This window comes from Achromobacter sp. SLBN-14 (assembly GCF_006715415.1).
GTDB classification, from domain to species: Bacteria; Pseudomonadota; Gammaproteobacteria; order Burkholderiales; family Burkholderiaceae_B; genus Achromobacter; species Achromobacter mucicolens.
Genome location: NZ_VFNE01000001.1, coordinates 5,360,415 through 5,384,841 on the forward strand (window position 1 = coordinate 5,360,415; position 24,427 = coordinate 5,384,841).

Consider the following 24,427-nt stretch of genomic DNA (forward strand, 5'->3'; position numbering starts at 1 on the left):
CACGGCCTGTCGCGCGCCTTGCGGCGCGGGCAGGCTCGAATGCCGCGTTGTTATGTCAGGTGGGCAATGCGCTCGGCGGCCCGGGGCCAGACCTCCGGGTTGACGAGTTGCGGCGGCCGCTCGCCGCGCAGCATGGCGGCAAGCTGCGTTGCCGAGGAACGGGCGACGCTGCGGCGCGCTTCATGCGTGACGCCCGCGGTATGGAAGGTGGCCACGACGTTGTCCAATGCCAGCAGCGGGGCCGAACGGTCGGGCGGTTCCTGCTCCCACACGTCCAGCCCGGCGCCTCGCAGGTGTCCGCCCCGCAACGCGTCATGCAGCGCGCTTTCGTCATGGATGCCGCCGCGGGCCGTCGAGATGAACACCGCGCCGGGTTTCATCGCCGCAAAGGCGCGCGCACCGAACAGGCCGCGCGTGGTGGCGTCCAGCGGGCAATGCAGCGAGACGATGTCGGACTGCGACAGCAGTTCGTCCAGCCCGACCGGTTCAGCGCCTCGCGCGCGGATGGTCGCGGCGTCCAGCAGCGGATCGTGGGCGATGACGCGCAGGCCAAAGCCTTGGGCAATGCGGGCCACGCAGGTGCCGATCTTGCCAATGCCCACCAGGCCGATGACCGCGCCGTGGATCTCGTGGCCCATCAGGTCTTCGCGCGAAAAGCCGGTGTCATGGCGCAGGCGGTTATGGGATTCGACGATCCGGCGTCGCACGGCCAGCAGCAGCGCGTAAGTGTGTTCGGCCACGGACTCGGCGTTGCCGCCGGCCTGGTTCACGACAGCGATGCCGGCCGCCGTGCAGGCCGGCACATCGATGGTGTCGTAGCCCGCGCCGCCCGACGACACGCACACGAGGTCCGGGCACTGCGCGATCAATGATTCGCCGACAAACCACTGGCGCGGCAGCTCGTCCTTGGCCGCGGACACATGGTAGGCATGAGCGGATTTCAATCCGGCAAGCGTGCGGGCGTCGTCGCCCTTCGCGGGCAGCACCGACAACGCGATGCCGGGCGTGGCGCCGATGATTTCGTCAAATACGGGGTTCAGCCACAGGTCCAGGCGGACAAGCCGGGCGGGGCGGTCGTGCGGGGTGAATCCGGAATCCGGCATGGGGCCATATCTCCAAGTCAGTCCGACTGGACTCTACGCCCGCCAAAAGGGGAGATAAAGCGAATAATTTTCTGCTCAATAGAACGCTTTTGTGAAACTGTCGAGCCCTTCGCTCAGCGGCATTTGCGCTCACACCATTCCCGAGGGCGCATGAAAATCCAGGCAGGCCTCGGCGTGCGCGCGCAGCGTTTCCAACATGGGCCGCGTGTCGTCCCGGCGCCATTGGAAGGTGTAGGTAAGCGGGCGCAGGGGCGCGAATCCGGGCAGGGGGTGCAAGTCGCCCCGGTCGATCAGGATGCGTGCCCAGGCCGATGGCAGGAAGCCCAGCCCCAGGCCTTGGCGGAGCATGGCCGCGATGCCGCCCCAACCGTTGCAGCACTGGTTGCGGCCCGGCGACACGCGTTGCTCGGTCAGCCAGTCGTCCAGGATGCGGATGGCGCCCGAGCTTTGCGGCAGGGTGATGAGCGTCAGGCCGGGCAGGTCGGCGGGGGTGAGCGTCTGGGGATTGGGGACGGCGCCGGCGGCGGCCACCCATTCGAAGTGGGCGCTGCCGATGACGCGCGACGCGATCGACGGCCGGGAAGAGGGGCCCGCGATGACGGCAAAGTCGAGTTCGCCTTCTTCCAGGCCGCGCTCGACCAGTTCGCCAACGCCCACGAAGGGCTCGACCAGCAGATCGGGGTGGTCGAGTTGAATCACTTCAATCAGGCGGGCCATCCAGGTCAGTGACGTCAGCTCGCCCGCGCCAAACCGGCAGCGGCCCGAATAGCTGAGGTTGTTGCTGGCCTGCTGCATGAACTGGTCGGCGTTGCGCAGCAGATCCTTGGCGTGCGGCACCAGCTGTTCGCCCAGCGCGGTCAACGTGGCGCTGCGGGCGCTGCGGCTGAAGAGTTCGGCCCCGATGGACGATTCCAGTTCGCCAATCCGCTTGGACAACGACGAAACCGAAATATTCAGCCGGTTCGCGGCGATGGCGAAGTTCTTGCAGGTGGCGGCCCAGTAGAAGGCCTCGAGTTGCTTGAGCGTCATGAGAGGATGCAATCCGGCGGAGCAGGCTGGTGAGGGCGAATAAAAGTGTAGGGAACAAGATCGATAAAGTCACTTTATTCAAACTGCCGTCGCGCCTATAGTCCCCGCCAATACCGACAACGACCGGACGGGCGCTCGCCGCGCGAGCGCCCCGAGGAGCCCACATGCCCGATCCGCTGCGCCGCATGCTCAGTCTGCACGACTTCGAAGCCGCCGCCAGAAAGCGGCTGCCCAAGCCCATCTATGCGTACGTGTCAGGCGCGGTCGAGGACGGCCATTCGGAACGCGGCAACCGCGACGCGTTTGCCGAATATGGTTTTCTGCCCAAGGTGCTGGTGGACGTGTCCGCGCGAAGTACCCGGTGCACCGTGCTTGGCAAGGAGTTCGCCGCGCCCGTGGGTGTGGCGCCCATGGGCATTACGGCGATATCCGGTTACCGCGGCGATATCGTGCTGGCCAAGGCGGCCGCGGATGCCGGCGTGCCCTGCATCATGAGCGGTTCGTCCCTGATCCGCCTGGAGACCGTGATGGAGCAGGCGCCGGGCACCTGGTTTCAGGCCTATCTGCCCGGCGACGACGCCCAGATCGCCGCGCTCATCGATCGCGTGGCGGCGGCCGGCGTCGGCACGCTCGTCCTGACGGTCGACACGCCGGTGGCCGCGAATCGCGAGAACAACGTGCGCGCCGGGTTCTCGACGCCGCTGCGGCCAAGCCTGGGCCTGGCGTGGCAGGGGCTGACGCATCCCCGATGGCTCTTCGGCACATTCCTGCGCACGTTGTTGCGTCACGGCATGCCGCACTTCGAGAACAACTATGCGACCCGGGGCGCGCCCATCCTGTCGGCCAGCGTGCTGCGCGACTTCTCCGACCGCGGCCACCTGAACTGGGAACACGTGGCCGCCATCCGCCGGCGCTGGCGGGGGCAGATGGTGCTCAAGGGCGTTTTGCATCCCGACGACGCGCGGACGGCGCTCGCGCTGGGCATGGACGGCATCATCGTGTCCAACCACGGTGGCCGGCAGCTGGACGGCAGCGTGCCGCCGCTGCACGCCTTGCCCGCCATCGTGGACGCGGTGGGCGGCCGCATGGAAGTGATGCTGGACAGTGGCGTGCGCCGCGGAACGGACGTGATCAAGGCGTTGGCGCTGGGCGCGCGCTGCGTGTTCGTGGGGCGCCCGTTCAACTATGCGGCGACGGTCGCGGGGCAGCGCGGCGTGGCGCACGCAATCGCGCTGATCGCCGAGGAAGTCAAGCGCGACATGGGCCTGCTGGGCGTCGTGGATGTCAGGGAGTTGAACGCCGAATGCCTGCAACGCGCTTCACGGCTTGCTGGACGCGGCGCGTAAGGCATCCAGACGCTGGGCCAGCGTCGCGGCCGACAATTCGCCCACGCGCAGGTCCACCATCCGTCCACTGGCATCCAGGAATAACGTTGCCGGCAGGCCGCGGTTGCTAAGTTGGCGGGACGCGTCGCTGGCCGGGTCCATCAGCACGTCTTGAAGCGCTGGCGCGTGCTGGCGCAGGTATTGCGTGAGCTCGGGCGGGGCTTCACCCTGGTTCAAGAACACGAAATGCACGTCCGGGTGAGCAGCTTGCGCAGCTTCAAAGGCGGGCATCTCGCGCCGGCACGGCGGGCACCAGCTTGCCCACAGATTGACGACAGTGGGCTTGCCTTGATACGCGGATAGCGCCACGGGGACGGCGTTAAGGTCCTGCAGGCGAAGCTGCGCGAGCGCCGGCGGCGGTTGATCCGGCGGCGCCAGCAGGCGGCCCCCAGCAAGCCAGGTGGCCGTGGCCAACGCCAGGGCGCCGATGACGGCCGGCCTTGGCACGCCGCGGCGCAGCATGGCCGCCACGGCATAGATCCAGGCGGCCGCCAGACCCCACGTGCCGGCCCAGCCGCCGTCGCGCACGTCCAGCACGGCCAAGGGGTTCTGCAGGAACGGATCCCGGTACTGCCAGACAAAGCCCAGCCGGGCGGCCAGCAGACCCACGATCAGGGCGCCCCACAGCACGCCGGAGACGTCGGCGCGGCGGCCATCCCGGCCGGTGCGGTTCAGCAGGTGCGCCGCGAGCAGTCCAACAAGGGCGGCGGCGGCCAGCACGGCGAGTTCGGCGGGGAAAACAAGCGGGCCAAGACGGATGGCGGGCGGCATGCAGGTTCCTGATGGGAGAAGGCCGCCAGCCTAGCACGGCGCGGCCAGCCGGCAGGCTGACGCGCGATCCGGCTCCGAATCGCGCCGGCACATCCTGGCGGGGACGCTAAAATAGCGCCTCGCGGCTCAAAGCCAGCCAATCCGGCATTCTTCAATCCTGCGCCTGGCGCACCCCACAACGATGAAAAAACTGACTGCTGTACTTCTTGTGTCCGCAACCTCGCTGCTCACGGCCTGCGGTCCTGGCGACAACGCGCCCGCCGCGAGCACCCAGGCGCCGGCCGCGCCCAAGAAGGTTGTCGTGGGTCTGGACGACAATTTCCCGCCCATGGGATTTCGCGACGCCAGCAACCAGATCGTCGGTTTTGACATCGACATGGCCAAGGAAGCCAGCAAGCGCCTGGGCATCGAAGTGGAGTTCAAGCCCATCGACTGGAGCGCCAAGGAAGCCGAGCTGAACGGCAAGCGCGTCGACGTGCTGTGGAACGGCCTGACCATCACGGAAGAGCGCAAGAAGAACATCAGCTTCACCGCGCCCTACATGGCCAACCACCAGATCATCATCGTGGGCAACACGTCGCCCGTGAAGGTCAAGAATGACCTGGCCGGCAAGGTCGTCGGCGCGCAGGACGGCAGCAGCGCCACCGACGCCATTGCCAAGGATCCGGTTGCCGCCCAGATCAAGGAAGTGAAGAAGTTCGGCGACAACGTCACCGCGCTGATGGACCTGGCCGCGGGCCGTCTGGACGCCATCGTCGTCGACGAAGTCGTGGGCCGCTACCTCATCAGCAAGCGCGCGGGCGAATACCGCGTGCTGGAAGAGAACTTCGGCACGGAAGACTACGGCGTCGGCGTGCGCAAGGACGACACCGAACTCCTGGCCAAGCTGGACAAGACGCTGGATTCGATGAAGCAGGACGGCACCGCCGGCCGCATCGCCACGCAGTGGTTCGGCGCCAACATCATCAAGTAAACGAGAAAAGCGCCCGCGGCCCAACCGGCCGGGGCGCCTTTGCCGTTGCAGTTCGCAGCCCGCCGCAGCGCCGCAAGGCCAGGCGGGCTCGCCCATGATTCTCTCTTGCCCGCGCGGCGCGAACCCACTGCATGGACTACGTACTTTCCCTTCTGGGGCCGATGGCGCAAGGCGCGAAAGTGACCTTGACGCTGTTTTTCATCACGCTGGCGCTCGCCGTGCCGCTGGGCCTGGTGCTGGCCTTGGCGCGCATCTCGAAGTGGCCGCTGCTGAGCCGCGCCGTCAATGGCTATATCTGGCTGATGCGCGGCACGCCGCTGATGCTCCAGATGCTGTTCATCTATTTCGCGCTGCCGTTCGTGCCGGTGATCGGCATCCGGCTGCCCGACTTTCCGGCGGCCGTCGTGGCGTTTGCCCTGAACTACGCCGCGTATTTCGCCGAGATCTTCCGCGCCGGCATCCAGTCGGTGGACCGTGGCCAGTACGAAGGCAGCAAGGTGCTGGGCATGACCTACCTGCAGACGCTGCGCCGCATCGTCCTGCCGCAGATGGTGCAGCGCGTGTTGCCCCCCATGAGCAACGAGACCATCACGCTGGTCAAGGACACCTCGCTCATCTACGTGCTGGCCCTCAATGACATCCTGCGCACCGCGCGCGGGATCGTACAGCGCGACTTCACGACCACGCCGTTCCTGGTCGCCGCGGCTTTCTACCTGTTGATGACGCTGCTCCTGACGTGGTTCTTCCAGCACATGGAAAAGCGCTATGCCAAATATGACCAGTAATTCCCCGGCCGGGCTGATCACGCGCCCGGTCATGATCGAAGCCCGCCACATCGTCAAATCCTTCGGCGCGAACCGGGTGCTCGACGACGTTTCGTTGACCCTGGAGCAGGGCGAGGTGGTCGCGGTGATCGGCCCGTCGGGCTCGGGCAAGAGCACGTTCCTGCGCTGCCTGAATCACCTTGAGACCATCGACGAAGGCAGCATCGTGGTGGAAGGCGAAACCATGGCGGCCGCCGTCACCGGCGCGCGCAGCCAATACGCCAGCGACGCCGACGTGCGCCGCATCTGCCGCAAGATGGGCATGGTGTTCCAGTCGTTCAACCTGTTTCCGCACATGACGGTGCTGCAGAACATCATCGAGGCGCCCATCACAGTCAAGGGCATGACCCGCGCCCAGATCGTGCCCAAGGCAGAAGAACTGCTGCGCAAGGTCGGCCTTCTGAACAAGCGCGACAACTATCCCACCCGCCTGTCCGGCGGCCAGAAGCAGCGCGTCGCCATTGCCCGCGCGCTGGCCATGGAACCCGACATCATGCTGTTCGACGAGCCCACGTCGGCGCTGGACCCGGAACTGACCGGCGAAGTGCTGCGCACCATGAAGCAATTGGCCGACGAACGCATGACCATGCTGGTCGTGACCCACGAAATGGGCTTCGCGCGCGAAGTGGCGCATCGCGTCATCTTCATGGACGACGGCCGCATCGTCGAGGAAGCGCCTTCCGCCGCGTTCTTTGCCGCGCCCCGGCATGCGCGCAGCCGGGAGTTTCTGGCGCATATGCTTTGATTGATCGGCCTGGGTGTTGCGCTGCGCCACGGAAGCCGAGCATATCCGCGGTGTGCCACGCCCAAGTTCGGGATAACTGGCGTATTTAAGAAGCTTTTGATGTACACGTTTCAGATGCGCGAGCACGATCACGGCGATCGTCCTCGGGTGCATCAGGTGGGAAGCTAGGGCGCTTCCGGTCAGGGTACGCGGCGGACGCCCACCCCATAGCGGCCGCCTCAGCAATAACGTCTTTCGAGCCGGGCCGCAGCCACCGGAGCGCCGCGTGCCCGCCCAATCTCGTCCGATTTTTCTGTTTATCGTTGGCGCCAATGATGGGGAAGCCAGCGCACTTCAGCACGACATTTCACCATCACGGCGTTCTGGACCGCGGTCATGAACCAGGTGTCATTGGAAGAGCTGCTATCGCAGGCAGTCGATGTCGCGCGCAGTACTCGACGGGACGAGGCGCCCAGCCCGTGCGTCGACTGCAAGTCCGAAGTTGCCATTCTTCCGCTGCGCTATGCCGTGGTGACCAGCGAAGATCCGGAAGCGCTTGCCGCGCTGGCGCCGGATCTGCCTCGCAATCTCGGCCTGGGGTTGCCCGCGTTGCAAGCCAAAGGCGTCCGCTACGCCGTGCGCGCCATGCGCCAGGGTTACCTGTACGCGTTCATCAAGCGCTTCGGAAAATGGAATTGCGAAAGCGTGTGGCGAGCGACAGGGACAGGGGTGTTCTCTCCATTCTGGCCTTACTCGCCAGATTTGCAGTACGCGCCCGAACCGCGCCGCCTGCTCGGATATGGCGGCTGGACCATCCTGTTCAAGGCCCCGGAAGACATCCAGGAAGCGCGCCTGCTGTTCACTCCGGACGTGCTTACCGAGCGCATGCTCGACAAGTTGCGCGATACCGATTCGTTGCGCAACAAGCTGCAGGCATTCGACATCAAGGAAATCGCCAGCAGCTGCTCGTTTGCTCCCGACGTGCTCGACATGTCTTCCACGAACAATGGCATTGCCGAGAGCATCGCCGCGGCCCATACCCGCCTGGCGCCCACACTTGCCGATCAGCTCCATTCCGACCCGGATTATCACCACGCCCCGCAATTGGTCGCGTCGGATTTGAGGCCGACGGTCACCCGAGCCCGTGGCGCCGCTATCGTGCTGCGCGACCCCATCGGCATTACTCAGCAACTCAACGCCTGGCGAAACGAGGCCGTCGAGACGCTGAAGGACTACTTGAACAGGGGTGGGGCGAACAACGGCATCAGCAACGAACGCAAGATTCTGGTGGCGCAGGCGTTCGGCGATGTTCGGAATCAGTTTGAAGAAAGGTCTGCTGCCTTGGAGGCGCAGCATTACATCGAGATCGAACGGGACAAGGTGTTCAATGCCGAGATGGCGCGGGGGCGCAACTGGATCCTCGACGAGGCGCAGCAGAAACGCTGGGAAGCGGCAGCCCAAGAGCACGTGCGCAACTACGAAGCCACGATAAGGGCGCGGGTGCAAGCCAAACTGGACAGCGGCGAATACCGCGCCCGCTTCGAAAGCAAGTACGTAACTCCGCCGGACCCGAACGCGGCGTTGCAGATCTACGCCATGAAACAGGCGCTCGCGGGTTTCGAGATCCAGTGTCGAATTGCGGAACAGGAAGCGGCGCGTCGGGCACTGCCATACGAAGTCTGGTTGCAGAGCGAGCAATTGCTGGATGGGTTGGAAGTCTATGACGATGCCGATCTTGCCAGCGGCTGGCGGTTTGCGGGTCAGACAGGACTGTGCGTCTTTGGTGCGGAAGGATGCGAAAGCAGTGCCAACGTCATCCAAGAGTGGTGGCAGGGTGGGGCGCAAGACCGCAAGAACCTCGCGCTGCGAAGCTTTGGACTGAATCAGGATGCCATCCTGGCGGAAATGGACCGCATCCGCGAATCCGCGAAATCCGAGCCGGCGCTCGCTGCCGGCGAAACCATTTACCAGTACACGCGCACGGGCCTCGAAATGGCAAAGACGCTAGGGCAGCTCTTTGACAAGGCCAATAGCGTGTACGAAGCGATGGAAAAATCGAGCAATGCGGGACTGTCAGGCGGAGTCCTGGCCTGGTACGCCAGCCTGGGCCGCCAGACCTTGCGCCACGCCTCGCAAGGCAACGAATGGTTCGTCCACAGGGCCACCCGCAGCTGGCTCGCCGCCAGCATCGGCGAGCGCGCCGTCAACCTCAGGCTAGAGGACCTGCAGGCCATCGGCCACAGCGCGGACCGGACGGTCATGCGAGGCCAGATCAAGCAGAACGTCCAATTCGCCTTCGCGACGGAGCTGGTGGATGCGCGCTCCAGCGAGTTCTACAAGGTAAGGGCCAGCGGGTGGCTGCTCTTGCTTGAGGCCGGACTGCTCGGATTAAGAATGCACAGCCTGCCTCAGGACGACAGGCAGAGAGCCGAGCTGGCGGCCGCCGTGCTGACCGCCGGCGCGGCGGGGATCGAAATGCTGGCCTGCGGGACGGAGCTGGTGTTGAGGCACTTCAATCCCGGAAGCACGACCGGGGTGGGGGCCACGGTGTTCTTGGGGAGGTTGCGGCTGTGGGGTGGGGCGTTGGCGACGGCGGGGAGCGTCGTGCTCATGATCTACGAATGGCAGGATGGCACGGCCGCCATTGGGGAACGTCGAACAGTGCTTGGGAGTGCATATCGAATTCGATTCTGGGCGGCCGCTGCCATGACCGTCAGCCAAGCAGGTCTGGCGGTTGCGGCGGCGCGCCCAATGATCAAGATGCTAGCCGAGCGCGCGATAACGACGAAATACGCTGCCTGGTGGAATTTGTTTTCTCGCGTCTCCGCAGTTTTGGCTCGACAAGCGGTCATCCTTTTCTTGCGGCGCGTGTTGCTTCGTGGGACCTTAATTACAGTCGCCTTTACGGTGGTCATTACGATATTTGATGACGATGCCCTCGAAAAGTGGTGCAAGCGTTCCCTCTACCGTGGTCCGAAGTTCAAGTATGAGAAGACTTACAAGGATGCCGAAGAAGAGTTGGCCGCCTTGTATAGCGCGCTTTTGGAAATCATCTGATGTACATCGCTGAGTGGATCTCTTGGTTCGTATGTCTGAAACCGGACGCGTGGTTAAGGAAAAATCTCGAGGAATACCAGAATCAGGCGATCCCAATCATTCAGCCGGCCTATGAAGATTGCCTTGTGGAGGACCGCGCGCGCCAATCTGCGAAGCGGTTCGGCCAGGCTAGAACGAAGGGGCCGGTCTATGCATGCACCGACGCATACCTTGAAATGCGCTGCGGTGGTTTAGAAGACAAGAGAGGATTCATCTCTCTGCTCACGATCGTCTTCATGTACTTCATGGTGGGTTCATGGATAGACATAGACGGAAGATTGCTTTGGGCAGTCCTATCCGGCTCTGGAGTCGCCTTTGGCCGAGAGCTATATATCGGTGATCTGTTCACTTTTCTTTTGGGGACCACGGTGACGGCTGGAGCGCTCTGGCTGTATTTCAAGTATGCATTTCGCTTCACTCGCCTTGAAATGCTCACGTCACGCCACCTCCTGATTCGCTTCAACCGAATCACCCGTCAAGTCTTTCTTCACCGGCCGGCAAGCTGCGGGGGGATTCTGGTTCTGCCTTGGGAGGGTGTGCATACAGAGGAAATTCCCGGATTGAGGTTGGTGATGGGCTGGTACCCCGGTGACAACACGGATCTTCCCTTTCCAACCGCGGTGTTTATCGGAAGGCAAAGCAGCCGACTATCCGACCTGCAGTCCGAATGGGAATTCATCCGCCGGTACATGGACGAGGGCGGTCTGCAAGCTGTCGAGAGACCGCGCATCAGCTCGCAGCTGCCTTTGCCCTGGCCAGCCTTCACGGCGCAGTTCGAGGCGCTAGGTCCGTTTCTGCGCAACAGCGGCCCGTTGACGTGGTTGGGTTGCGTGCTGATCTCGCCTGCATTCGTTATCGTCGGGCTCTCGCATTGGGCTTCGTTGTTGCTGTGCTGGCGGCCACGTTGGCCGCGCGTCATTCGTGAGGCAGGCCAGCCGGGAAAGCCGGCGCCCGCTTTCACTACCGTCGCTGACTATCCGCCGGACGTTCAGTCACAGATGCTGGCCAATGCGCACCGCTGGAAATTGCGGCCCGGGCGGGCCCCTGCGAATTCGTCGCGCTCGGGAAAGCGCCATGGGTGAGGGCGACTCGCGGCTCCTAACCCGCTGTGATTCCCCGCCCCCTTGCAAAATGTTCCTCGAACACTCTCGAACACCCGACTTGGACATGGCAAAGACGCTAGGGCAGCTCTTTGACAAGGCCAATAGCGTGTACGAAGCGATGGACAAATCGAGCAATGCGGGACTGTCAGGCGGAGTCCTGGCCTGGTACGCCAGCCTGGGCCGCCAGACCTTGCGCCACGCCTCGCGAGGCAACGAATGGTTCGTCCACAGGGCCACCCGCAGCTGGCTCGCCGCCAGCATCGGCGAGCGCGCCGTCAACCTCAGGCTAGAGGACCTGCAGGCCATCGGCCACAGCGCGGACCGGACGGTCATGCGAGGCCAGATCAAGCAGAACGTCCAATTCGCCTTCGCGACGGAACTGGTGGATGCACGCTCAAGCGAGTTCTACAAGGTAAGGGCCAGCGGGTGGCTGCTGTTGCTTGAGGCTGGGCTGCTCGGATTAAGAATGCACAGCCTGCCTCAGGACGACAGGCAGAGAGCCGAGCTGGCGGCCGCCGTGCTGACCGCCGGCGCGGCGGGGATCGAAATGCTGGCCTGCGGGACGGAGCTGGTGTTGAGGCACTTCAATCCGGGAAGCACGACCGGGGTGGGGGCGACGGTGTTCTTGGGGAGGCTGCGGCTGTGGGGTGGGGCGTTGGCGATCATGGGAGGTGCGATCGCCGCTACGTATGATCTGATTGATATGCAGAACGCGGCGAAGGAGAAAAAAACATCGCTATCCCGAGCATTTCGGGTCCGGTTTGTCACGGCTCTCTTGATGGCGACTGGGCAAGCAAGCTTAACCTTGGGAGCAGCTGCACCGATGCTACGCATTGTTGCAGAGCGGGCTGTGCTCTCACGCTGGAGCGTCGCGTTGGGCATGATGGCAGACATTTCAGCCTTCTTTGCCAAGGAGGCAGTGGCGCTATTTTTTCGCCGCCTGCTACTCCGTGGGACGGGAATTTTGGTCGTAGCCAGTGTGGCAATCGCAATTTTCGATGATGACGCTCTGCAGAAATGGTGCAAGCGTACTTCGTATCGCGGACCAAAGTTTCAGAACGAGAAGCCGTTTGAAGACACAGCGCAAGAATTGGCGAGCGTCTATGGCGCCCTGAATGAGGTGGCTTGATGTACGCGACCGAGTGGATGATGTGGTGGGGCTGCTTGAAATCGGATGAGGAATTAGGGAGCCATTCCAGAGGCGCACGGCCCTCGCCACGAGCTGTGTCTTACGTAGAAGATGTCGCGCAAGAGCGAGCGGCCCAACAGGCAAAACGTTGCGATCGCGCTGTCAGTCGCGGCCCAGTGTACGCCGCTAACGATATATATATGGAGATGCGTTGCGGGGGAATGGAAGACAAGCGGGGGCTTATCACGCTCGCCACTGCAATTTTTGTGGGCATGATTTTATATGCGTGGGCCGTTAGTTCGGGACCAATTCTCTTTGCAGTGCTGCTCGGCTCGATGAAGTGGTATGACAGTTCAATCGGGTGGCAGCAGTACTTTGATTTGGCGTTCGACGTCATTATTTTTGGCGTGCCGCTTTGGCTCTACTTCAGGCACGCATTCCGCTTCAGTCGTCTAGAGGTGTTGACGTCCCGTCACTTGCTGGTTCGGTTTAATCGGATTACTCGTCAAGTCTATCTTCATCGACCTTCGCATTGTGGCGGTGTCCTTGTCTTGCCCTGGAACGGCACAACCTCGATGGAGATGGCGGGTCAGCGCCTTATGCTCGGATGGTTTCCAGACGATACGCCGTTGCCGTTTCCGAACTTTGCGTTGGTGGGAAAGCCAAGCAGTCGTCTGTACGACTTGCAAGCTGAGTGGGAATTCATCCGCCGGTACATGGACGAGGGCGGTCTGCAAGCTGTCGAGAGACCGCGCATCAGCTCGCAGGTGCCTTTGCCCTGGCCAGCCTTCACGGCGCAGTTCGAGGCGCTAGGTCCGTTTCTGCGCAACAGCGGCCCGTTGACGTGGTTGGGTTGCGTGCTGATCTCGCCTGCATTCGTTATCGTCGGGCTCTCGCATTGGGCTTCGTTGTTGCTGTGCTGGCGGCCACGTTGGCCGCGCGTCATTCGTGAGGCAGGCCAGCCGGGAAAGCTGGCGCCCGCTTTCACTACCGTCGCTGACTATCCGCCGGACGTTCAGTCACAGTTGCTGGCCAATGCGCACCGCTGGAAATTGCGGCCGGGGCGGGCCCCCGAGAGTTCGTCGCGCGTGGGTAAGAAGCGTGAACGGAACTGATGATACCTGCACGTTGAGATGATCAGTCGACTTGCGTATGCCGTTATAGGGCTTGGACGTTCGATGATCGCCGACTATTCGATATGATGCATACCCATGCCCCCCATGCCGGTTTCCACGCACTCCGATTCTGACGCTCCGCCGCTGCTCAGACTGCGCGGCCTGTACAGCGAGCGCCTGGCGCCCGTGAGCCTGGATCTGGCCGCGGGGGAGTGCTCGGCCGTGGTCGGCGCGTCGGGGTCGGGCAAATCGCTGCTGCTGCGCCAGATCGCCGACCTGGATCCCGGCCACGGCGAGGCCGAGCTGGATGGCCGCCGCCGGTCGGCCATGCGCGGTTTTGAATGGCGGCGCCAGGTGGTGTATTGCCAGGCCGAGGCCGGCTGGTGGGATGACCATGTGTCCGCGCATTACGCGGACCGCGCGGAGGCGGTCGGCGTCATGAGCCGGCTGGGGCTGGCCGAGGACAAGTTCGATGCGCTGGTCCACGAACTGTCCACGGGCGAGCGCCAACGCATGGGGCTCGTGCGCGCGCTGCTGCAAAAGCCGCGCGTGCTGCTGCTGGACGAGCCGACCGCGGCATTGGACGAGGTCGCGACGGCGCTGGTCGAGGCCGAACTGGCGCGGTTTCTGACTCGCGGTGGCGGCATCCTGATCGTCACGCACAGCGCCGAGCAGGCCGGCCGTCTGGCGCGCCGAAGCTGGCGGATGACGCAGGGCCGCATGGAGCCCCTATGGACGTAATCCAACTGCAGGCGCTGGATCTGGTGATCGCATCGCTGCTGGTGCTGCTGAGCGCCGGCATTTCCTTCGCGCTGCGCCTGGACCTGCAAAGGCAGGTGCTGTGGGCGGCGGTACGCACGGTGGTGCAGCTGCTCCTGATTGGCCAGATCCTGCGCATCGTTTTCGCCCACGCCGCCCCATGGCTGACGGCACTGGTGGTGGCCGTGATGATGGCGCTGGCCGCGCGCGAGGTGGCCGCCCGGCCCAAGGCGCGCCTGACCGGACACGGCAACGGCTGGGTCGGCACGCTGGCGGTGGCCAGCACCACGCTGATCACGGCGCTGTTCATCCTGAGCACGGCGTTGCGTCCAGACCCCTGGTACGACCCGCGCTACACGATTGCACTGGTGGGCATTGTGCTGGGCAGCGTGCTCAATGCCGCCAGTCTGGCGCTGGACGGCATGCTGTCAGGCGTGCGCCGCGAACGGCTGGGCATCGAGGCGCGCCTGGCGCTGGGCGCCACGGTCCACCAGGCGTTCGCATCGCTGCTGCGAGAATCCGTGCGGCGCGGCATCGTGCCGAGCATCAACCAGATGTCGGCGGCGGGCATCATCACCTTGCCCGGCATCATGACCGGCCAGATCATCGCGGGCATGGACCCGGTGGACGCGGCCAAATACCAGATCCTGCTGATGTTCCTGCTGTGCGGCGCAAGCGGCATGGCAGCGATGGGCGCAGCCTACGGCGCCATGCGCCGATTGACCGATGAGCGTGGAAGGCTGCGGCTGGACAGGTTGATGCCGGGGCGGGTGTGATGCGGTGGCGGCCGTCAAAGGATGGCGTGCAGCCCTTTGTCAGCCAGGAGATTGAGAAGCTTCAATGCAGGGCCGGTAGGGCGCGTGTCGCCTTGTTCCCATTTCTTGACGGTCGAAGTGCTGGTGTGCAGGTGCAGCGCGAATACAGGTTGGCTGAATCGTAAATCTTCACGTAGCCGTTTAATGTCGCCCGGACTGAAATTCCGGACGGGGGCAGGGCAGATAGCGTCAAAGTCCCGCATCGTGACTTTGTCTATCGACCCCGCATGGTAGAGCGCGGCGAGATCTTCGCGCAGAGATTCAATGAGTTTGGTCACAGTTCACCTCGAGCATTACGCCGGTCTGGGATGAACTTACTCGCGCATCCGCAGTAGGAGGTCGGGGCAGCCCCCGTAAGTCAGTCGGATTTTGGGTATCGGCGACATTGCGCTGCAAGGTGTCAGCCCCCCAGGAAGACAGTCGCCCGCCTGAAGCCGCGGGTGAATGGCTGTCGTGCACCGATCCGAGGTCGCCCACGAATGCAGGCATCCGGGGCGCTCAAAGAAAAAACCGGCAGTCCCAACGGGACTGCCGGTTTCTTGTCTGCCAGCCAGCTTGCGCCGGCTGGCAAAGCAGGGGACGCTTAGCCGATGGAGGCCAGCACCTTGTTCAGCGTGGCGCTGGGGCGCATGGCCTGGCTGGCCTTGGCTTCGTTCGGCTGGTAGTAGCCGCCGATGTCCACGGGCTTGCCTTGGGCTGCCTTGAGCTCGTCCAGGATCTTGTTCTCGCCTTCGGAGAACGCGGTCGCGGCGGGCGCGAACTGGGCGGCCAGGGCGCGGTCTTCGGTCTGGGCGGCCAGGGCTTGGGCCCAGTACATCGCCAGATAGAAGTGGCTGCCGCGGTTGTCCAGGCCGCCGACCTTGCGCTCGGGCGACTTGTTTTCGTCCAGGAACTTGGCCGTGGCCTGATCCAGCGTCTTGGCCAGGATCTGGGCGGTCGGGTTCTTGTACGTGCGGCCCAGGTGGTCCAGCGACTCGGCCAGCGCCATGAATTCGCCCAGCGAATCCCAGCGCAGGAAGCCTTCTTCCAGGAACTGCTGCACGTGCTTGGGCGCCGAACCGCCCGCGCCGGTTTCAAACAGGCCGCCGCCGGCGACCAGCGGCACGATCGACAGCATCTTGGCGCTGGTGCCCAGTTCCATGATGGGGAACAGGTCGGTCAGGTAGTCGCGCAGCACGTTGCCGGTGACCGAGATGGTGTCCAGGCCTTCGCGGATGCGCTTGACCGAGAACTTGGTGGCTTCGACGGGGTCGAGGATGCGCAGGTCCAGGCCGCTGGTGTCGTGGTCCTTCAGGTACTGCTTGACCTTGGCGATAACCTGGGCGTCGTGGGCGCGCTTTTCGTCCAGCCAGAAGACGGCGGGCGTCTTGGTGGCGCGGGCGCGCGTGACGGCCAGCTTGACCCAGTCCTGGATCGCGGCGTCCTTGGTCTGGCACATGCGCCAGAGGTCGCCGGCCTCGACGGCCTGCTCCAGCAGCACGGCGCCGGAGGCGTCGGTGACGCGCACGGTGCCGGCGGCCGGGACGACGAAGGTCTTGTTGTGCGAACCGTATTCTTCGGCAGCCTGGGCCATCAGGCCGACGTTGGGCACGCTGCCCATCGTGACCGGATTGAACGCGCCATTGCGCTTGCAGTCGTCGATGACGGCCTGGTAGACGCCAGCGTAGCTGCGGTCGGGGATTACGGCCTTGGTGTCCTGCAGCTTGCCTTCGGCGTTCCACATCTTGCCCGAGTCGCGGATCATGGCGGGCATGGACGCGTCGACGATGACGTCGCTGGGCACGTGCAGGTTGGTGATGCCCTTGTCGGAGTTCACCATGGCCAGTTGCGGCAGCGTCTTGTAGGCGGCGTCGATGTCGGCGGTGATGGCGGCCTGCTGGTCGGCGGGCAGCGACTGGATCTTGGCGTACAGGTCGCCAATGCCGTTGTTGGGGTCAAAGCCGGCCTGCTTGAGGACGTCGGCGTGCTTGGCCAGGACGTCCTTGTAGAACACGGAGACCACGTGGCCGAAGATGACGGGGTCCGAGACCTTCATCATGGTGGCCTTCAGGTGGACCGAGAACAGCACGCCGTTGGCGCGCGCGTCGTCGATCTGCGCCTGCAGGAAGGACTTCAGCTTGGCGGTCGACAGCACGGCGGCGTCGATGATCTCGCCGGCCTTGACCGGGGTCTTTTCCTTCAGGACGGTCTTGGTGCCGTCGGCAGCCGTCAATTCGATCTTGACGTCGCCGGCTTCGGCGATGAGGGCCGACTTCTCGGTGCCGTAGAAGTCGCCTTCGCTCATGTGTGCGACGTGCGACTTGGAGTCGGACGACCAGGCGCCCATCTTGTGCGGGTGCTTGCGTGCGTAGTTCTTGACCGACAGCGGGGCGCGGCGGTCGGAGTTGCCTTCGCGCAGGACCGGGTTGACGGCGCTGCCCTTGACCTTGTCGTAGCGGGCCTTGACGTCACGCTCGGTGTCGTTGGCGGGGGCATCCGGGTAATCCGGCAGCTTGTAGCCCTGGTCCTGCAATTCCTTGATGGCCGCCTTCAGTTGGGGCATCGAGGCGCTGATGTTGGGCAGCTTGATGATGTTGGCTTCGGGCTTGACCGCGAGGGCGCCCAGCTCAGCCAGGGCGTCGGACAGCTTCTGGCCGTCTTCGAGGTAATCCGGGAACAGGGCGATGATGCGGCCTGCCAGCGAAATGTCGCGGGTCTCGACCGTGATGCCTGCGGGTTTGGCGAATGCCTGGACGATGGGCAGCAACGAACGGGTTGCAAGTGCCGGAGCTTCGTCGGTGAGGGTATAGATAATCTTCGGAGTAAGAGACATGATCCTTGAATCTGTTCGGCTCAGGCGATTAACGCGCAAACCCGAACATGCTATGCGGCGTACGCCGGTAGATGTTGTCGAGAGTGGGTTCGTATGGAGGGACGCGCAGGCAAGCCGTCCGCCCAACATGACCGCCGCCCGTCCTATTGTTTGACTGGACCGGCCGGCCCGATTGAAAGGGCCGTATCCGGGTCCGCCTTGGAAGGTGCGACCGCCACGAACTTTCCATTGTAATACCGTGCTACGCATTGCGCCGGGAAATGGTTCCATTTCATGATGGCGACGCAATATGCATATGCCCAAGATTTCAGGGACGCATCGCGCGCGGCGGCCAATGCGATGCGGATCGAGCCCAACTTTCCTGTTTGACAAAGCTGCGCGATGAGAGGAAAGTAGCGCCCATGAATTTCCGCGCCGTCCGCATTTCGCTGATTATTACCATCATTCCTGGAATGGTGGGTTAGCGCGCGACCGCAACAGTCACAGCCACCCGCCCCACGAGGCGGGTTTTTTGTGGCCGCCTCTGCCGGGCAAGCCTACCCAAGCAGAGAAACCATGTCCGCTACCACCCCCAACGCAACCTCGGAATTCCAGGCCGGCTCCGCCACGCCCATGGAGTATCTGCGGCAGATCCTGACCGCCCGGGTCTATGACATTGCCCGGGAAACCGAATTGGACCTGGCGCGCGGCCTGTCCGCCCGGCTCGGCAACACGGTCCACTACAAGCGCGAAGACAACCAGCCGGTTTTTTCGTTCAAGGTGCGCGGCGCCTATAACAAGATGCGCAACACGCCGCGGGCGGCGCTGGAGCGCGGCGTGATCACCGCGTCGGCCGGCAACCATGCGCAGGGCGTCGCCATTTCGGCGGCCAAGCTGGGCGTGCGGGCCATCATCGTGGTGCCGCAGACCGCACCGCAAGTGAAGGTGGACGCCGTGCGCGCCCACGGCGGTCCGACCGTCACCGTGGTGCAGGCCGGCGATTCGTATAGCGACGCCTATGCCCATGCGCAGATGCTGGCGCAGGAACAGGGGCTGACGTTCGTCCCCGCGTTCGACGATCCGTATGTGATCGCCGGCCAGGGCACGGTGGGCATGGAGATCCTGCGCCAACACCCCGAACCGCTGCACGCCATCTTTGTGCCGATCGGCGGCGGCAGCCTGGCGGCGGGCGTATCGACCTACGTGAAGGCGGTGCATCCCGGCGTGAAGGTCATCGGCGTACAGACCGAGGACTCTTGCGCGATGGCCCAGTCGCTGCGCGTGGGCGAACGCGTCATCCTGGCCGACGTGGGCCTGTTTTCGGATGGCACGGCCGTCAAGCTGGTGGGCGAAGAGACGTTCCGCCTGTGCCGCGAGCATCTGGACGAAGTGATTCTGGTCGACACCGATTCGGTATGCGCGGCCATCAAGGACGTGTTCCTGGACACGCGCAGCGTGCTCGAACCAGCGGGCGCGTTGGCGGTGGCGGGGCTGAAGAAATACGTCGAGCGCGAAGGCGCTCACGGGCAATCGCTGGTGGCGATTACTTCGGGCGCCAACATGAACTTTGACCGCATGCGGTTCGTGGCGGACCGCGCCGAGGTGGGCGAGGCGCGCGAGGCGGTCTTCGCGGTGACCATCCCCGAGGAACGCGGCAGCTTCCGGCGCTTTTGCAAGGTGATCGGGCAACGTAGCGTGACCGAATTCAACTACCGCATCGCCGACGCGCGCACCGCGCACATTTTCGTCAGCGTGCAGATCGCGCGCCGCGGCGAGTCGGCCGACATTCTGGCGGCGTTGCAGGCCGAGGGCTTCTCGGCCACCGACCTGACGAACAACGAAGTCTCCAAGCAGCACATCCGCTACATGGTCGGCGGACGCTCGCCGCTGGCAGGCGGCGAACGGCTGTTCCGCTTTGAATTTCCCGAGCGCCCGGGCGCGCTGATGAAGTTCCTGTCGGCGATGGCGCCCAACTGGAACATCAGCCTGTTCCATTACCGCAATCAGGGCACGGACTTCAGCTCGGCGCTGGTGGGCATCCAGGCGCCGGTGGCCGACGATGCGGCGCTGGATGCGTTCCTGCGGCAACTGGGTTATGCGCATGCCGAGGAAACGGGGAACGAGGCCTACCGCCAGTTCCTGATCTGAGTGAGCAGCAGGGCGTTTAGCTAGCGCTGCAGCCGGCCTTGCGCGGCAATGCCACGCCCGGCTTCAAACGCAGCGTCGCGCGCCCCTGCGCCTGGGTCAGTTCCAGCGCATTTGCGCGCCACGCGGGCACCTCGTCAAAGGCGATGACCGGCGACGAGCCGGAAGCGGCCTTCGCGCCGGGCCGTTCGAATTGCAGCGCAGGCAGGCCCACGCACGTGTCCTTGAAATCCAGGCGGGCCAGCTCACGCGCGTCGCTCAGGCGCACCGCGCGAAACGCCAGGGGCGTATCCACGAATTTGCTGACTTCCGGCACGTACTGCAGGTAACCGTGGGCGTCCTTGACGTGCGTGGCCAGTTGCAGCACGACGACGTCGCGGCCCGGAGGGATAGCCAGGTAGGCCACATCGCCCGCCACATCCAGCAGCTTGCCCGGGCCGAAGTTCATGGCCTTGAGCGGCGCGTGCCGGATCATCACGGTTTCGTTCCAGGCGGAATTCACGCGCGTCCATCCGGGCAGGCGGGCGTCCTCGAACCGCGTGCCGTGGATCCGGTCGCGGTCTGGCTTGTCGGAGATGGGTAGACGCTGCACGCGCAGCGCGCCGTTGACCACTTGCACATGCGCGAGCACGGTGCTGGCGCTGGAACTGGTGAAGAAGGCCATCACCGCGTCGGTTTCCAGAATGGCGACGGGACCAGGGCAGAAGAACGCGCGGGCTTGCGGCGCATTGCTGCCCGGAAAGAGCAGGCCGCCGACGTCCGCGCCGCACAGGCTTTTGCCCTGGAACGTGATGGTGGTGGCGCGCGTCGTCTGGCGCTGGCCGGTATTCCAGTCGCTGCGGCTGCCGGCTGCCACGTCGACGACAAGGCCGTGATCGTCATAGACCACCGCGGCGCCCGAGGGCGTGACCAGCAGGCTGAGCAGAAACACGAGGGCGCGGCGGCTCGTCATGGGCGGACTCAGAGGATGGCGGGAGGGGTGAATATATACCGCTGAAGCCGCGCCGGTCCGGTTCAGCGTTCGGCCAGCCCGTCGACGTGGATCTGCGCCTGTCCCTGCGGACAATGCTCCACGCGTGCCCGCACCCGGTACACGCGGCGCAGCGTGTCGGGCGTCACGACATCGCCTGGCAGCCCTGCGGCCTCGATCGCGCCCGCGTGCAGCAGCAACGCATGGTCAGCGTGGCGCAGCGCGATGTTCAGGTCGTGCAGCACCACCAACGTGATGAGACGGTGCTGGCGGGTCTGGCGGCGCAGCACGTCCATCACGTGGAACTGATAATTCAGATCCAGCGCGGACAGCGGTTCGTCGAGCAGCAAGAGGCGCGGGCGCCGCACCAGCGCCTGGGCCAGCGATGCAAGCTGCTTCTGTCCGCCTGACAGTTCGTCCAGGTGGCGGCTGGCCAGGGGCGCAATGCCCAGCTCGGTGATGACCGCCATGGCGTGCTCCATCAGCGCGTGGCCGGGTTGCCCGTGCCTTCCGGAACGCGCCGCCACCAGCACCGATTCGAAGACGGTCATGTGCACCCCCTTGGGCAGGGCCTGCGGCATGTACATCGCGCATTCGGCGCGGCGGGCGGCGCTGGCCTGCGCCAGGTCTTCGCCGTCCAGCCAGAGGGCGCCGTCCATCACGGGGTGCAGGCCCGCCAACGTCTTGAGCAGCGTCGACTTGCCGCTGCCGTTGGGGCCCAGCAGCGCGGTGACGGCGCCTTCGGCCATGGGGCCGGCGCTGGCGTGGCGTAGCACCGGCCGCCCGCCGTAGCCCGCGGACAGCGCCTGGAGGCGTAGCTGCGTCATCGTCAGGGTTGCAGCACCAGCGTGCCGCGCATGTGCTGCGCGTGCGCCGGGAACGAGCAGTAGTAGGTGTATGACTGGCCGGCGCGCAGGCGGCTGACGGGGAAAGTGACGGTGGCCGTCTCGCCGCCGCCCAGCATCGGCGTCTTGGCCAGGATGCGGGCGTCTCCCGGCTTCAGGAAGTCGTTGTTCGCGCCCGCCTGGATGCCGTCCGTCATGACGGCGTCGATGTCCCCGGTCTTGGTCAGCACCCAGTTGTGGCCGGCCTTTTCCTTGCTGTTCTTGCCCGTGTGAATGAGCCGCACGGTGAATTCCTGGCAGCTTGCCGGCACGACGATGTGGTCAGGGCCGAATTGCTTGCCGGGGCGGCCTTCGACGTCGATGCTGCACTCGGCGGGCGCGGCGTGGGCCGTGCCGGCGATCATCAGGGCCGCGAGGGTCAGCGTCAGGCGGAATTTCATCAGGGTGTCTCCTTGTGCGATGGGATGCCGTCAGGCGCGCTTGAGCGCGCGCACGACGATGGTGAGAAAAAATGGAATGCCGACCAGCGACGTGACGATGCCCACCGGAATGAGCGCGCCGGGCAGCACGGTCTTGGAAGCCACGGACGCCAGCGACAGGATCAGTGCGCCGGCCAGGGCGCTGCCCGGCAGGTAATAGCGATGGTCTTCGCCCAGCAGCAGCCGCGCGATGTGGGGCGCCACCAGGCCGACGAAGCCGATCGTGCCTACGAACGACACGGCCAGCGCCGCCAGCGCGCTGACGCGCAGCAGGCTGACAAGGCGCAGACGCTTGACGTCGATGCCGAAGCTGGCCGCGCGTTCCTCGCCCAGGCGCACCGCGGTGAGCTTCCAGGCGTCGCGCATCGAAAACGGGATGGCCAGCGCCAGGGCCGCCGCCATGACGCCGACCGTTGTCCAGTTGGCGCGCGCAAGGCTGCCCATGGTCCAGAACACGATGCCCTGCAAGGCCTCTTCGCTGGCCACGAACTGCAGCAGCATCACCAGCGCCTGAAACGAATACACCAGCGCGATGCCAAAGAGCACCACGCCCAGCGTGGACCCGCCGCGCCAGCGCGCCACGCGCTCCAGCACCAGCACCGACAGCAGCGTGCAGGCGAAAGCCGACACGGACACGGTCATGCCGGCCGGCAGCGCCGGCAGATGCCAATCCAGCGTGATGGCAAGCGACGCGCCGAACGCTGCAGCGGCCGAGACGCCCAGGGTGTAGGGGCTGGCGAGCGGATTGTCCAGCATGGTCTGCATCTCGGCGCCGCCCAGGCCCAGCGCAACGCCGACCAGCAGCGCCATCAGCGCATAGGGCAACCGGAACTGCCAGACGATGACGCGCGTGCCGGTGTCCGACACGTCGGGGTGGAGCAGCGTGCGCAGCAGCTCGGGCAGGGACAGCGATGCCGGCCCGCTTGCGATGTCGGCCAGCAGGCTGGCCACGATGGCCACCCCCAGCGCGGCAGTCAGCAAGAGGCGCTTGCGCACCGCGCGCCGGTATGCGGCGATGGGGTCGCCGGGGACGGACGCCGCGCGTAGCGGCGTCGCGGTGACGATATCGGTCATGTCGGTCTACTTCGCAGGCGCGGCCGGGGTCGTCCAGAAGGCACCGTTGCTGTCCAGGTCCAGGAACTGTCTATACAGCGCGTCCAGCGTGCCTTGCGGATCCAGCGCCGCCGCGCGCTCGGGGTAGAGCCACTTGGCCATCGCCTCGATGGCGGCGATGTTGTAGGGCGAGTTGTAGAAGGCGTGCCAGATGCCGAAGGCGCGATGTTGCGTGACAGCATCCAGGTCGCGGATGCCGTCGCGGGCCAGCAGCGTGGACAGGCTGCCGGCAGAGACCTTGGGATCTGCGCCGGGCCCGGCCAAGAGGCCTGGACGGCCCGGCTCCGACCGGCTGCCCGTGGCGATGTAGACGTCGGGCTTGGCGTCGATGACAAATTCCAGGCTGACGTCGCCGATGGCGCCGGGCAGCACGGGCGCGGCCACATTGACGCCACCGGCTGCTTCCAGCAGGTCGCCAAAGCTGCCGTTGCCGGTGGTGTGGCAGCACGCGGGCCACACGCCCGCCAGCATTTCCACGAAGACGCGCGGCCGCTGCGCCTGCGGCACCGCGTCCACCACCTTGCGCACGCGGGCCAGGCGATCTTCGTAGAACGCGATGTAGGCCTCGGCCTGCGCTTGCCGGTCGAGGGCTTGGCCCAGGATGCGCAGGCTGGGCACCGTGTTGCGTACCGGGTGCTGGCGGAAATCGATGAACACGATCGGGATGCCGGCTTCCTGCAGCGCGGGAATCATGGGATTGTTGCGGCCCGGACCGTGGCCGCTGACGCTGAAGATCGCCACGTCGGGCCGCAGCGAAACGATTTTCTCCGGGCTGACGCTGGCTTCCGACGTCTTGCCGATCAAGGGAACCTGGGCCGCTTGCGGGAAGCGCTTGACGAGCTGGTTCCAGGAATAGGGATCCTGCTGCTTGAGCTCTCCTTGCCAGCCGACCACGCGCGCGACGGGATCGTGCCGGTCCAGCAGCGCCATCGCGAAGACAAAGCGGCCTTCACCCAGCAGAATGCGCCGCGGGTGGTCGGGCACCGTCACGACGCGGCCGGCCAGGTCGGTGACCTCGCGTGCATGGGAGGCGGGCAGGGCGCAGAACAGGGCGGCGGCGGTCACGGCCGCACGGAAGAGGGCAATCGGGCGCATGGCGAATCCTTATGGGGCATTGGCCGCGCGTTGCGGGTAACGCGAACCATTCTTATCGCCGGGCAGTGTCCGACAACCTGTCTCAAGAATTCGTTAAGACGCGCCGAGCCTGTGGTGCAGGCGCTGCACACCGGGCATCCGACACCCGGCATCCCACGCCTCG

The 24,427-nt window shown here is 65.0% G+C and carries 21 protein-coding genes; 11 read left to right on the forward strand and 10 right to left on the reverse strand.

The genetic code is table 11. From position 1 onward, the window contains the following. Positions 1 to 50 precede the first annotated feature (50 nt). Together FBY20_RS24550 and FBY20_RS24555 are read right to left on the reverse strand one after the other, a co-directional pair. The gene (locus FBY20_RS24550; RefSeq protein ID WP_142055112.1) at positions 51 to 1,103 is read right to left on the reverse strand and encodes a hydroxyacid dehydrogenase; all 1,053 of its coding nucleotides are present in this window, start codon (positions 1,101 to 1,103) and stop codon (positions 51 to 53) included. A gap of 129 nt (positions 1,104 to 1,232) precedes the next feature. Next, a complete protein-coding gene (locus tag FBY20_RS24555; RefSeq protein WP_056318559.1) occupies positions 1,233 to 2,132 on the reverse strand; it encodes a LysR family transcriptional regulator in 900 nt (299 codons plus the stop codon). A gap of 164 nt (positions 2,133 to 2,296) precedes the next feature. Here FBY20_RS24555 and FBY20_RS24560 point away from each other — a divergent pair, with 164 nt between their 5' ends. Further along, positions 2,297 to 3,478, forward strand: coding sequence for an alpha-hydroxy acid oxidase (locus tag FBY20_RS24560; RefSeq protein ID WP_142055114.1), 1,182 nt, complete (start codon positions 2,297 to 2,299; stop codon positions 3,476 to 3,478). Here FBY20_RS24560 and FBY20_RS24565 read toward each other — a convergent pair. After that, positions 3,452 to 4,288, reverse strand: a complete 837-nt coding sequence (locus FBY20_RS24565) for a TlpA disulfide reductase family protein (RefSeq protein ID WP_142055116.1) — start codon at positions 4,286 to 4,288, stop codon at positions 3,452 to 3,454. The genes FBY20_RS24560 and FBY20_RS24565 overlap by 27 nt on opposite strands. Positions 4,289 to 4,469: 181 nt before the next feature. On the opposite strand from FBY20_RS24565, the gene FBY20_RS24570 reads away from it, so the two are divergent. The 9 genes from FBY20_RS24570 (at position 4,470) to fetB (ending at position 14,787) form a co-directional block, all read left to right on the forward strand. Next, positions 4,470 to 5,261, forward strand: coding sequence for an amino acid ABC transporter substrate-binding protein (locus FBY20_RS24570; protein ID WP_142055119.1), 792 nt, complete (start codon positions 4,470 to 4,472; stop codon positions 5,259 to 5,261). 131 nt (positions 5,262 to 5,392) lie between these two features. After that, positions 5,393 to 6,046 (forward strand): amino acid ABC transporter permease, encoded by a 654-nt coding sequence (locus FBY20_RS24575; RefSeq protein ID WP_056318568.1) that lies wholly within the window; start codon positions 5,393 to 5,395, stop codon positions 6,044 to 6,046. Positions 6,047 to 6,077: 31 nt separating this feature from the next. Beyond that, entirely contained in the window at positions 6,078 to 6,830 is a 753-nt protein-coding gene (locus FBY20_RS24580; RefSeq protein ID WP_056318838.1) for an amino acid ABC transporter ATP-binding protein, read from the forward strand. Positions 6,831 to 7,205: 375 nt separating this feature from the next. Beyond that, entirely contained in the window at positions 7,206 to 9,866 is a 2,661-nt protein-coding gene (locus tag FBY20_RS24585) for a T6SS effector BTH_I2691 family protein (RefSeq protein WP_142055121.1), read from the forward strand. Then, complete coding sequence (locus tag FBY20_RS24590) at positions 9,866 to 10,987, forward strand: hypothetical protein (protein ID WP_142055123.1); 1,122 nt, start codon at positions 9,866 to 9,868, stop codon at positions 10,985 to 10,987. Before FBY20_RS24585 ends, FBY20_RS24590 begins: the two co-directional genes overlap by 1 nt. 85 nt (positions 10,988 to 11,072) lie before the next feature. Then, on the forward strand, positions 11,073 to 12,137 hold the full coding sequence (locus FBY20_RS24595) for a hypothetical protein (RefSeq protein ID WP_142055125.1): 1,065 nt from the start codon (positions 11,073 to 11,075) through the stop codon (positions 12,135 to 12,137). Positions 12,138 to 12,358: 221 nt separating this feature from the next. Continuing rightward, positions 12,359 to 13,252 carry a hypothetical protein gene (locus FBY20_RS24600; protein ID WP_142055127.1) on the forward strand — a complete coding sequence of 298 codons (894 nt, stop codon included), beginning with the start codon at positions 12,359 to 12,361 and terminating at the stop codon, positions 13,250 to 13,252. Positions 13,253 to 13,348: 96 nt separating this feature from the next. Next, positions 13,349 to 13,993, forward strand: coding sequence for an ATP-binding cassette domain-containing protein (locus FBY20_RS24605; RefSeq protein WP_369818497.1), 645 nt, complete (start codon positions 13,349 to 13,351; stop codon positions 13,991 to 13,993). Beyond that, on the forward strand, positions 13,984 to 14,787 hold the full coding sequence (fetB, locus tag FBY20_RS24610) for an iron export ABC transporter permease subunit FetB (RefSeq protein WP_142055129.1): 804 nt from the start codon (positions 13,984 to 13,986) through the stop codon (positions 14,785 to 14,787). The genes FBY20_RS24605 and fetB overlap by 10 nt, the downstream gene beginning before the upstream one ends. 14 nt (positions 14,788 to 14,801) lie before the next feature. Here the strand turns inward: fetB and FBY20_RS24615 are convergent, their stop codons facing one another. Further along, the gene (locus FBY20_RS24615) at positions 14,802 to 15,104 is read right to left on the reverse strand and encodes a DNA-binding transcriptional regulator (protein WP_142055131.1); all 303 of its coding nucleotides are present in this window, start codon (positions 15,102 to 15,104) and stop codon (positions 14,802 to 14,804) included. Between the two features lie 305 nt (positions 15,105 to 15,409). Further along, positions 15,410 to 17,638 (reverse strand): NADP-dependent isocitrate dehydrogenase, encoded by a 2,229-nt coding sequence (locus FBY20_RS24620; RefSeq protein ID WP_056318083.1) that lies wholly within the window; start codon positions 17,636 to 17,638, stop codon positions 15,410 to 15,412. Positions 17,639 to 18,193: 555 nt separating this feature from the next. Here FBY20_RS24620 and ilvA point away from each other — a divergent pair. After that, entirely contained in the window at positions 18,194 to 19,765 is a 1,572-nt protein-coding gene (ilvA, locus tag FBY20_RS24625) for a threonine ammonia-lyase, biosynthetic (RefSeq protein ID WP_142055133.1), read from the forward strand. A gap of 16 nt (positions 19,766 to 19,781) precedes the next feature. Here the strand turns inward: ilvA and FBY20_RS24630 are convergent, their stop codons facing one another. The 5 genes from FBY20_RS24630 to FBY20_RS24650 form a co-directional block, all read right to left on the reverse strand. Then, positions 19,782 to 20,714 (reverse strand): hypothetical protein, encoded by a 933-nt coding sequence (locus FBY20_RS24630; protein ID WP_142055135.1) that lies wholly within the window; start codon positions 20,712 to 20,714, stop codon positions 19,782 to 19,784. A gap of 62 nt (positions 20,715 to 20,776) precedes the next feature. Beyond that, complete coding sequence (locus FBY20_RS24635) at positions 20,777 to 21,559, reverse strand: ABC transporter ATP-binding protein (protein WP_142055137.1); 783 nt, start codon at positions 21,557 to 21,559, stop codon at positions 20,777 to 20,779. Between the two features lie 2 nt (positions 21,560 to 21,561). Continuing rightward, positions 21,562 to 22,017 (reverse strand): azurin, encoded by a 456-nt coding sequence (gene azu / locus FBY20_RS24640; RefSeq protein WP_142055139.1) that lies wholly within the window; start codon positions 22,015 to 22,017, stop codon positions 21,562 to 21,564. Positions 22,018 to 22,047: 30 nt separating this feature from the next. Beyond that, positions 22,048 to 23,130: an iron ABC transporter permease gene (locus FBY20_RS24645; protein WP_142055141.1), complete on the reverse strand. Its 1,083-nt coding sequence runs from the start codon at positions 23,128 to 23,130 to the stop codon at positions 22,048 to 22,050. A gap of 6 nt (positions 23,131 to 23,136) precedes the next feature. Then, positions 23,137 to 24,264: an ABC transporter substrate-binding protein gene (locus FBY20_RS24650; protein ID WP_142055143.1), complete on the reverse strand. Its 1,128-nt coding sequence runs from the start codon at positions 24,262 to 24,264 to the stop codon at positions 23,137 to 23,139. Positions 24,265 to 24,427 lie beyond the last annotated feature (163 nt).

Excerpts from the sequence above, each read along its gene's own strand:
- FBY20_RS24550 (WP_142055112.1), bottom strand. The coding sequence starts at position 1,103 with ATGCCGGATTCCGGATTCACCCCGCACGACCGCCCCGCCCGGCTTGTC.
- FBY20_RS24555 (WP_056318559.1), bottom strand. The coding sequence starts at position 2,132 with ATGACGCTCAAGCAACTCGAGGCCTTCTACTGGGCCGCCACCTGCAAG.
- FBY20_RS24560 (WP_142055114.1), top strand. The coding sequence starts at position 2,297 with ATGCCCGATCCGCTGCGCCGCATGCTCAGTCTGCACGACTTCGAAGCC.
- FBY20_RS24565 (WP_142055116.1), bottom strand. The coding sequence starts at position 4,288 with ATGCCGCCCGCCATCCGTCTTGGCCCGCTTGTTTTCCCCGCCGAACTC.
- FBY20_RS24570 (WP_142055119.1), top strand. The coding sequence starts at position 4,470 with ATGAAAAAACTGACTGCTGTACTTCTTGTGTCCGCAACCTCGCTGCTC.
- FBY20_RS24575 (WP_056318568.1), top strand. The coding sequence starts at position 5,393 with ATGGACTACGTACTTTCCCTTCTGGGGCCGATGGCGCAAGGCGCGAAA.
- FBY20_RS24580 (WP_056318838.1), top strand. The coding sequence starts at position 6,078 with ATGATCGAAGCCCGCCACATCGTCAAATCCTTCGGCGCGAACCGGGTG.
- FBY20_RS24585 (WP_142055121.1), top strand. The coding sequence starts at position 7,206 with ATGAACCAGGTGTCATTGGAAGAGCTGCTATCGCAGGCAGTCGATGTC.
- FBY20_RS24590 (WP_142055123.1), top strand. The coding sequence starts at position 9,866 with ATGTACATCGCTGAGTGGATCTCTTGGTTCGTATGTCTGAAACCGGAC.
- FBY20_RS24595 (WP_142055125.1), top strand. The coding sequence starts at position 11,073 with ATGGCAAAGACGCTAGGGCAGCTCTTTGACAAGGCCAATAGCGTGTAC.
- FBY20_RS24600 (WP_142055127.1), top strand. The coding sequence starts at position 12,359 with ATGGAAGACAAGCGGGGGCTTATCACGCTCGCCACTGCAATTTTTGTG.
- FBY20_RS24605 (WP_369818497.1), top strand. The coding sequence starts at position 13,349 with ATGCCCCCCATGCCGGTTTCCACGCACTCCGATTCTGACGCTCCGCCG.
- fetB (WP_142055129.1), top strand. The coding sequence starts at position 13,984 with ATGGACGTAATCCAACTGCAGGCGCTGGATCTGGTGATCGCATCGCTG.
- FBY20_RS24620 (WP_056318083.1), bottom strand. The coding sequence starts at position 17,638 with ATGTCTCTTACTCCGAAGATTATCTATACCCTCACCGACGAAGCTCCG.
- ilvA (WP_142055133.1), top strand. The coding sequence starts at position 18,194 with ATGTCCGCTACCACCCCCAACGCAACCTCGGAATTCCAGGCCGGCTCC.
- FBY20_RS24630 (WP_142055135.1), bottom strand. The coding sequence starts at position 20,714 with ATGACGAGCCGCCGCGCCCTCGTGTTTCTGCTCAGCCTGCTGGTCACG.
- FBY20_RS24635 (WP_142055137.1), bottom strand. The coding sequence starts at position 21,559 with ATGACGCAGCTACGCCTCCAGGCGCTGTCCGCGGGCTACGGCGGGCGG.
- azu (WP_142055139.1), bottom strand. The coding sequence starts at position 22,017 with ATGAAATTCCGCCTGACGCTGACCCTCGCGGCCCTGATGATCGCCGGC.
- FBY20_RS24645 (WP_142055141.1), bottom strand. The coding sequence starts at position 23,130 with ATGACCGATATCGTCACCGCGACGCCGCTACGCGCGGCGTCCGTCCCC.
- FBY20_RS24650 (WP_142055143.1), bottom strand. The coding sequence starts at position 24,264 with ATGCGCCCGATTGCCCTCTTCCGTGCGGCCGTGACCGCCGCCGCCCTG.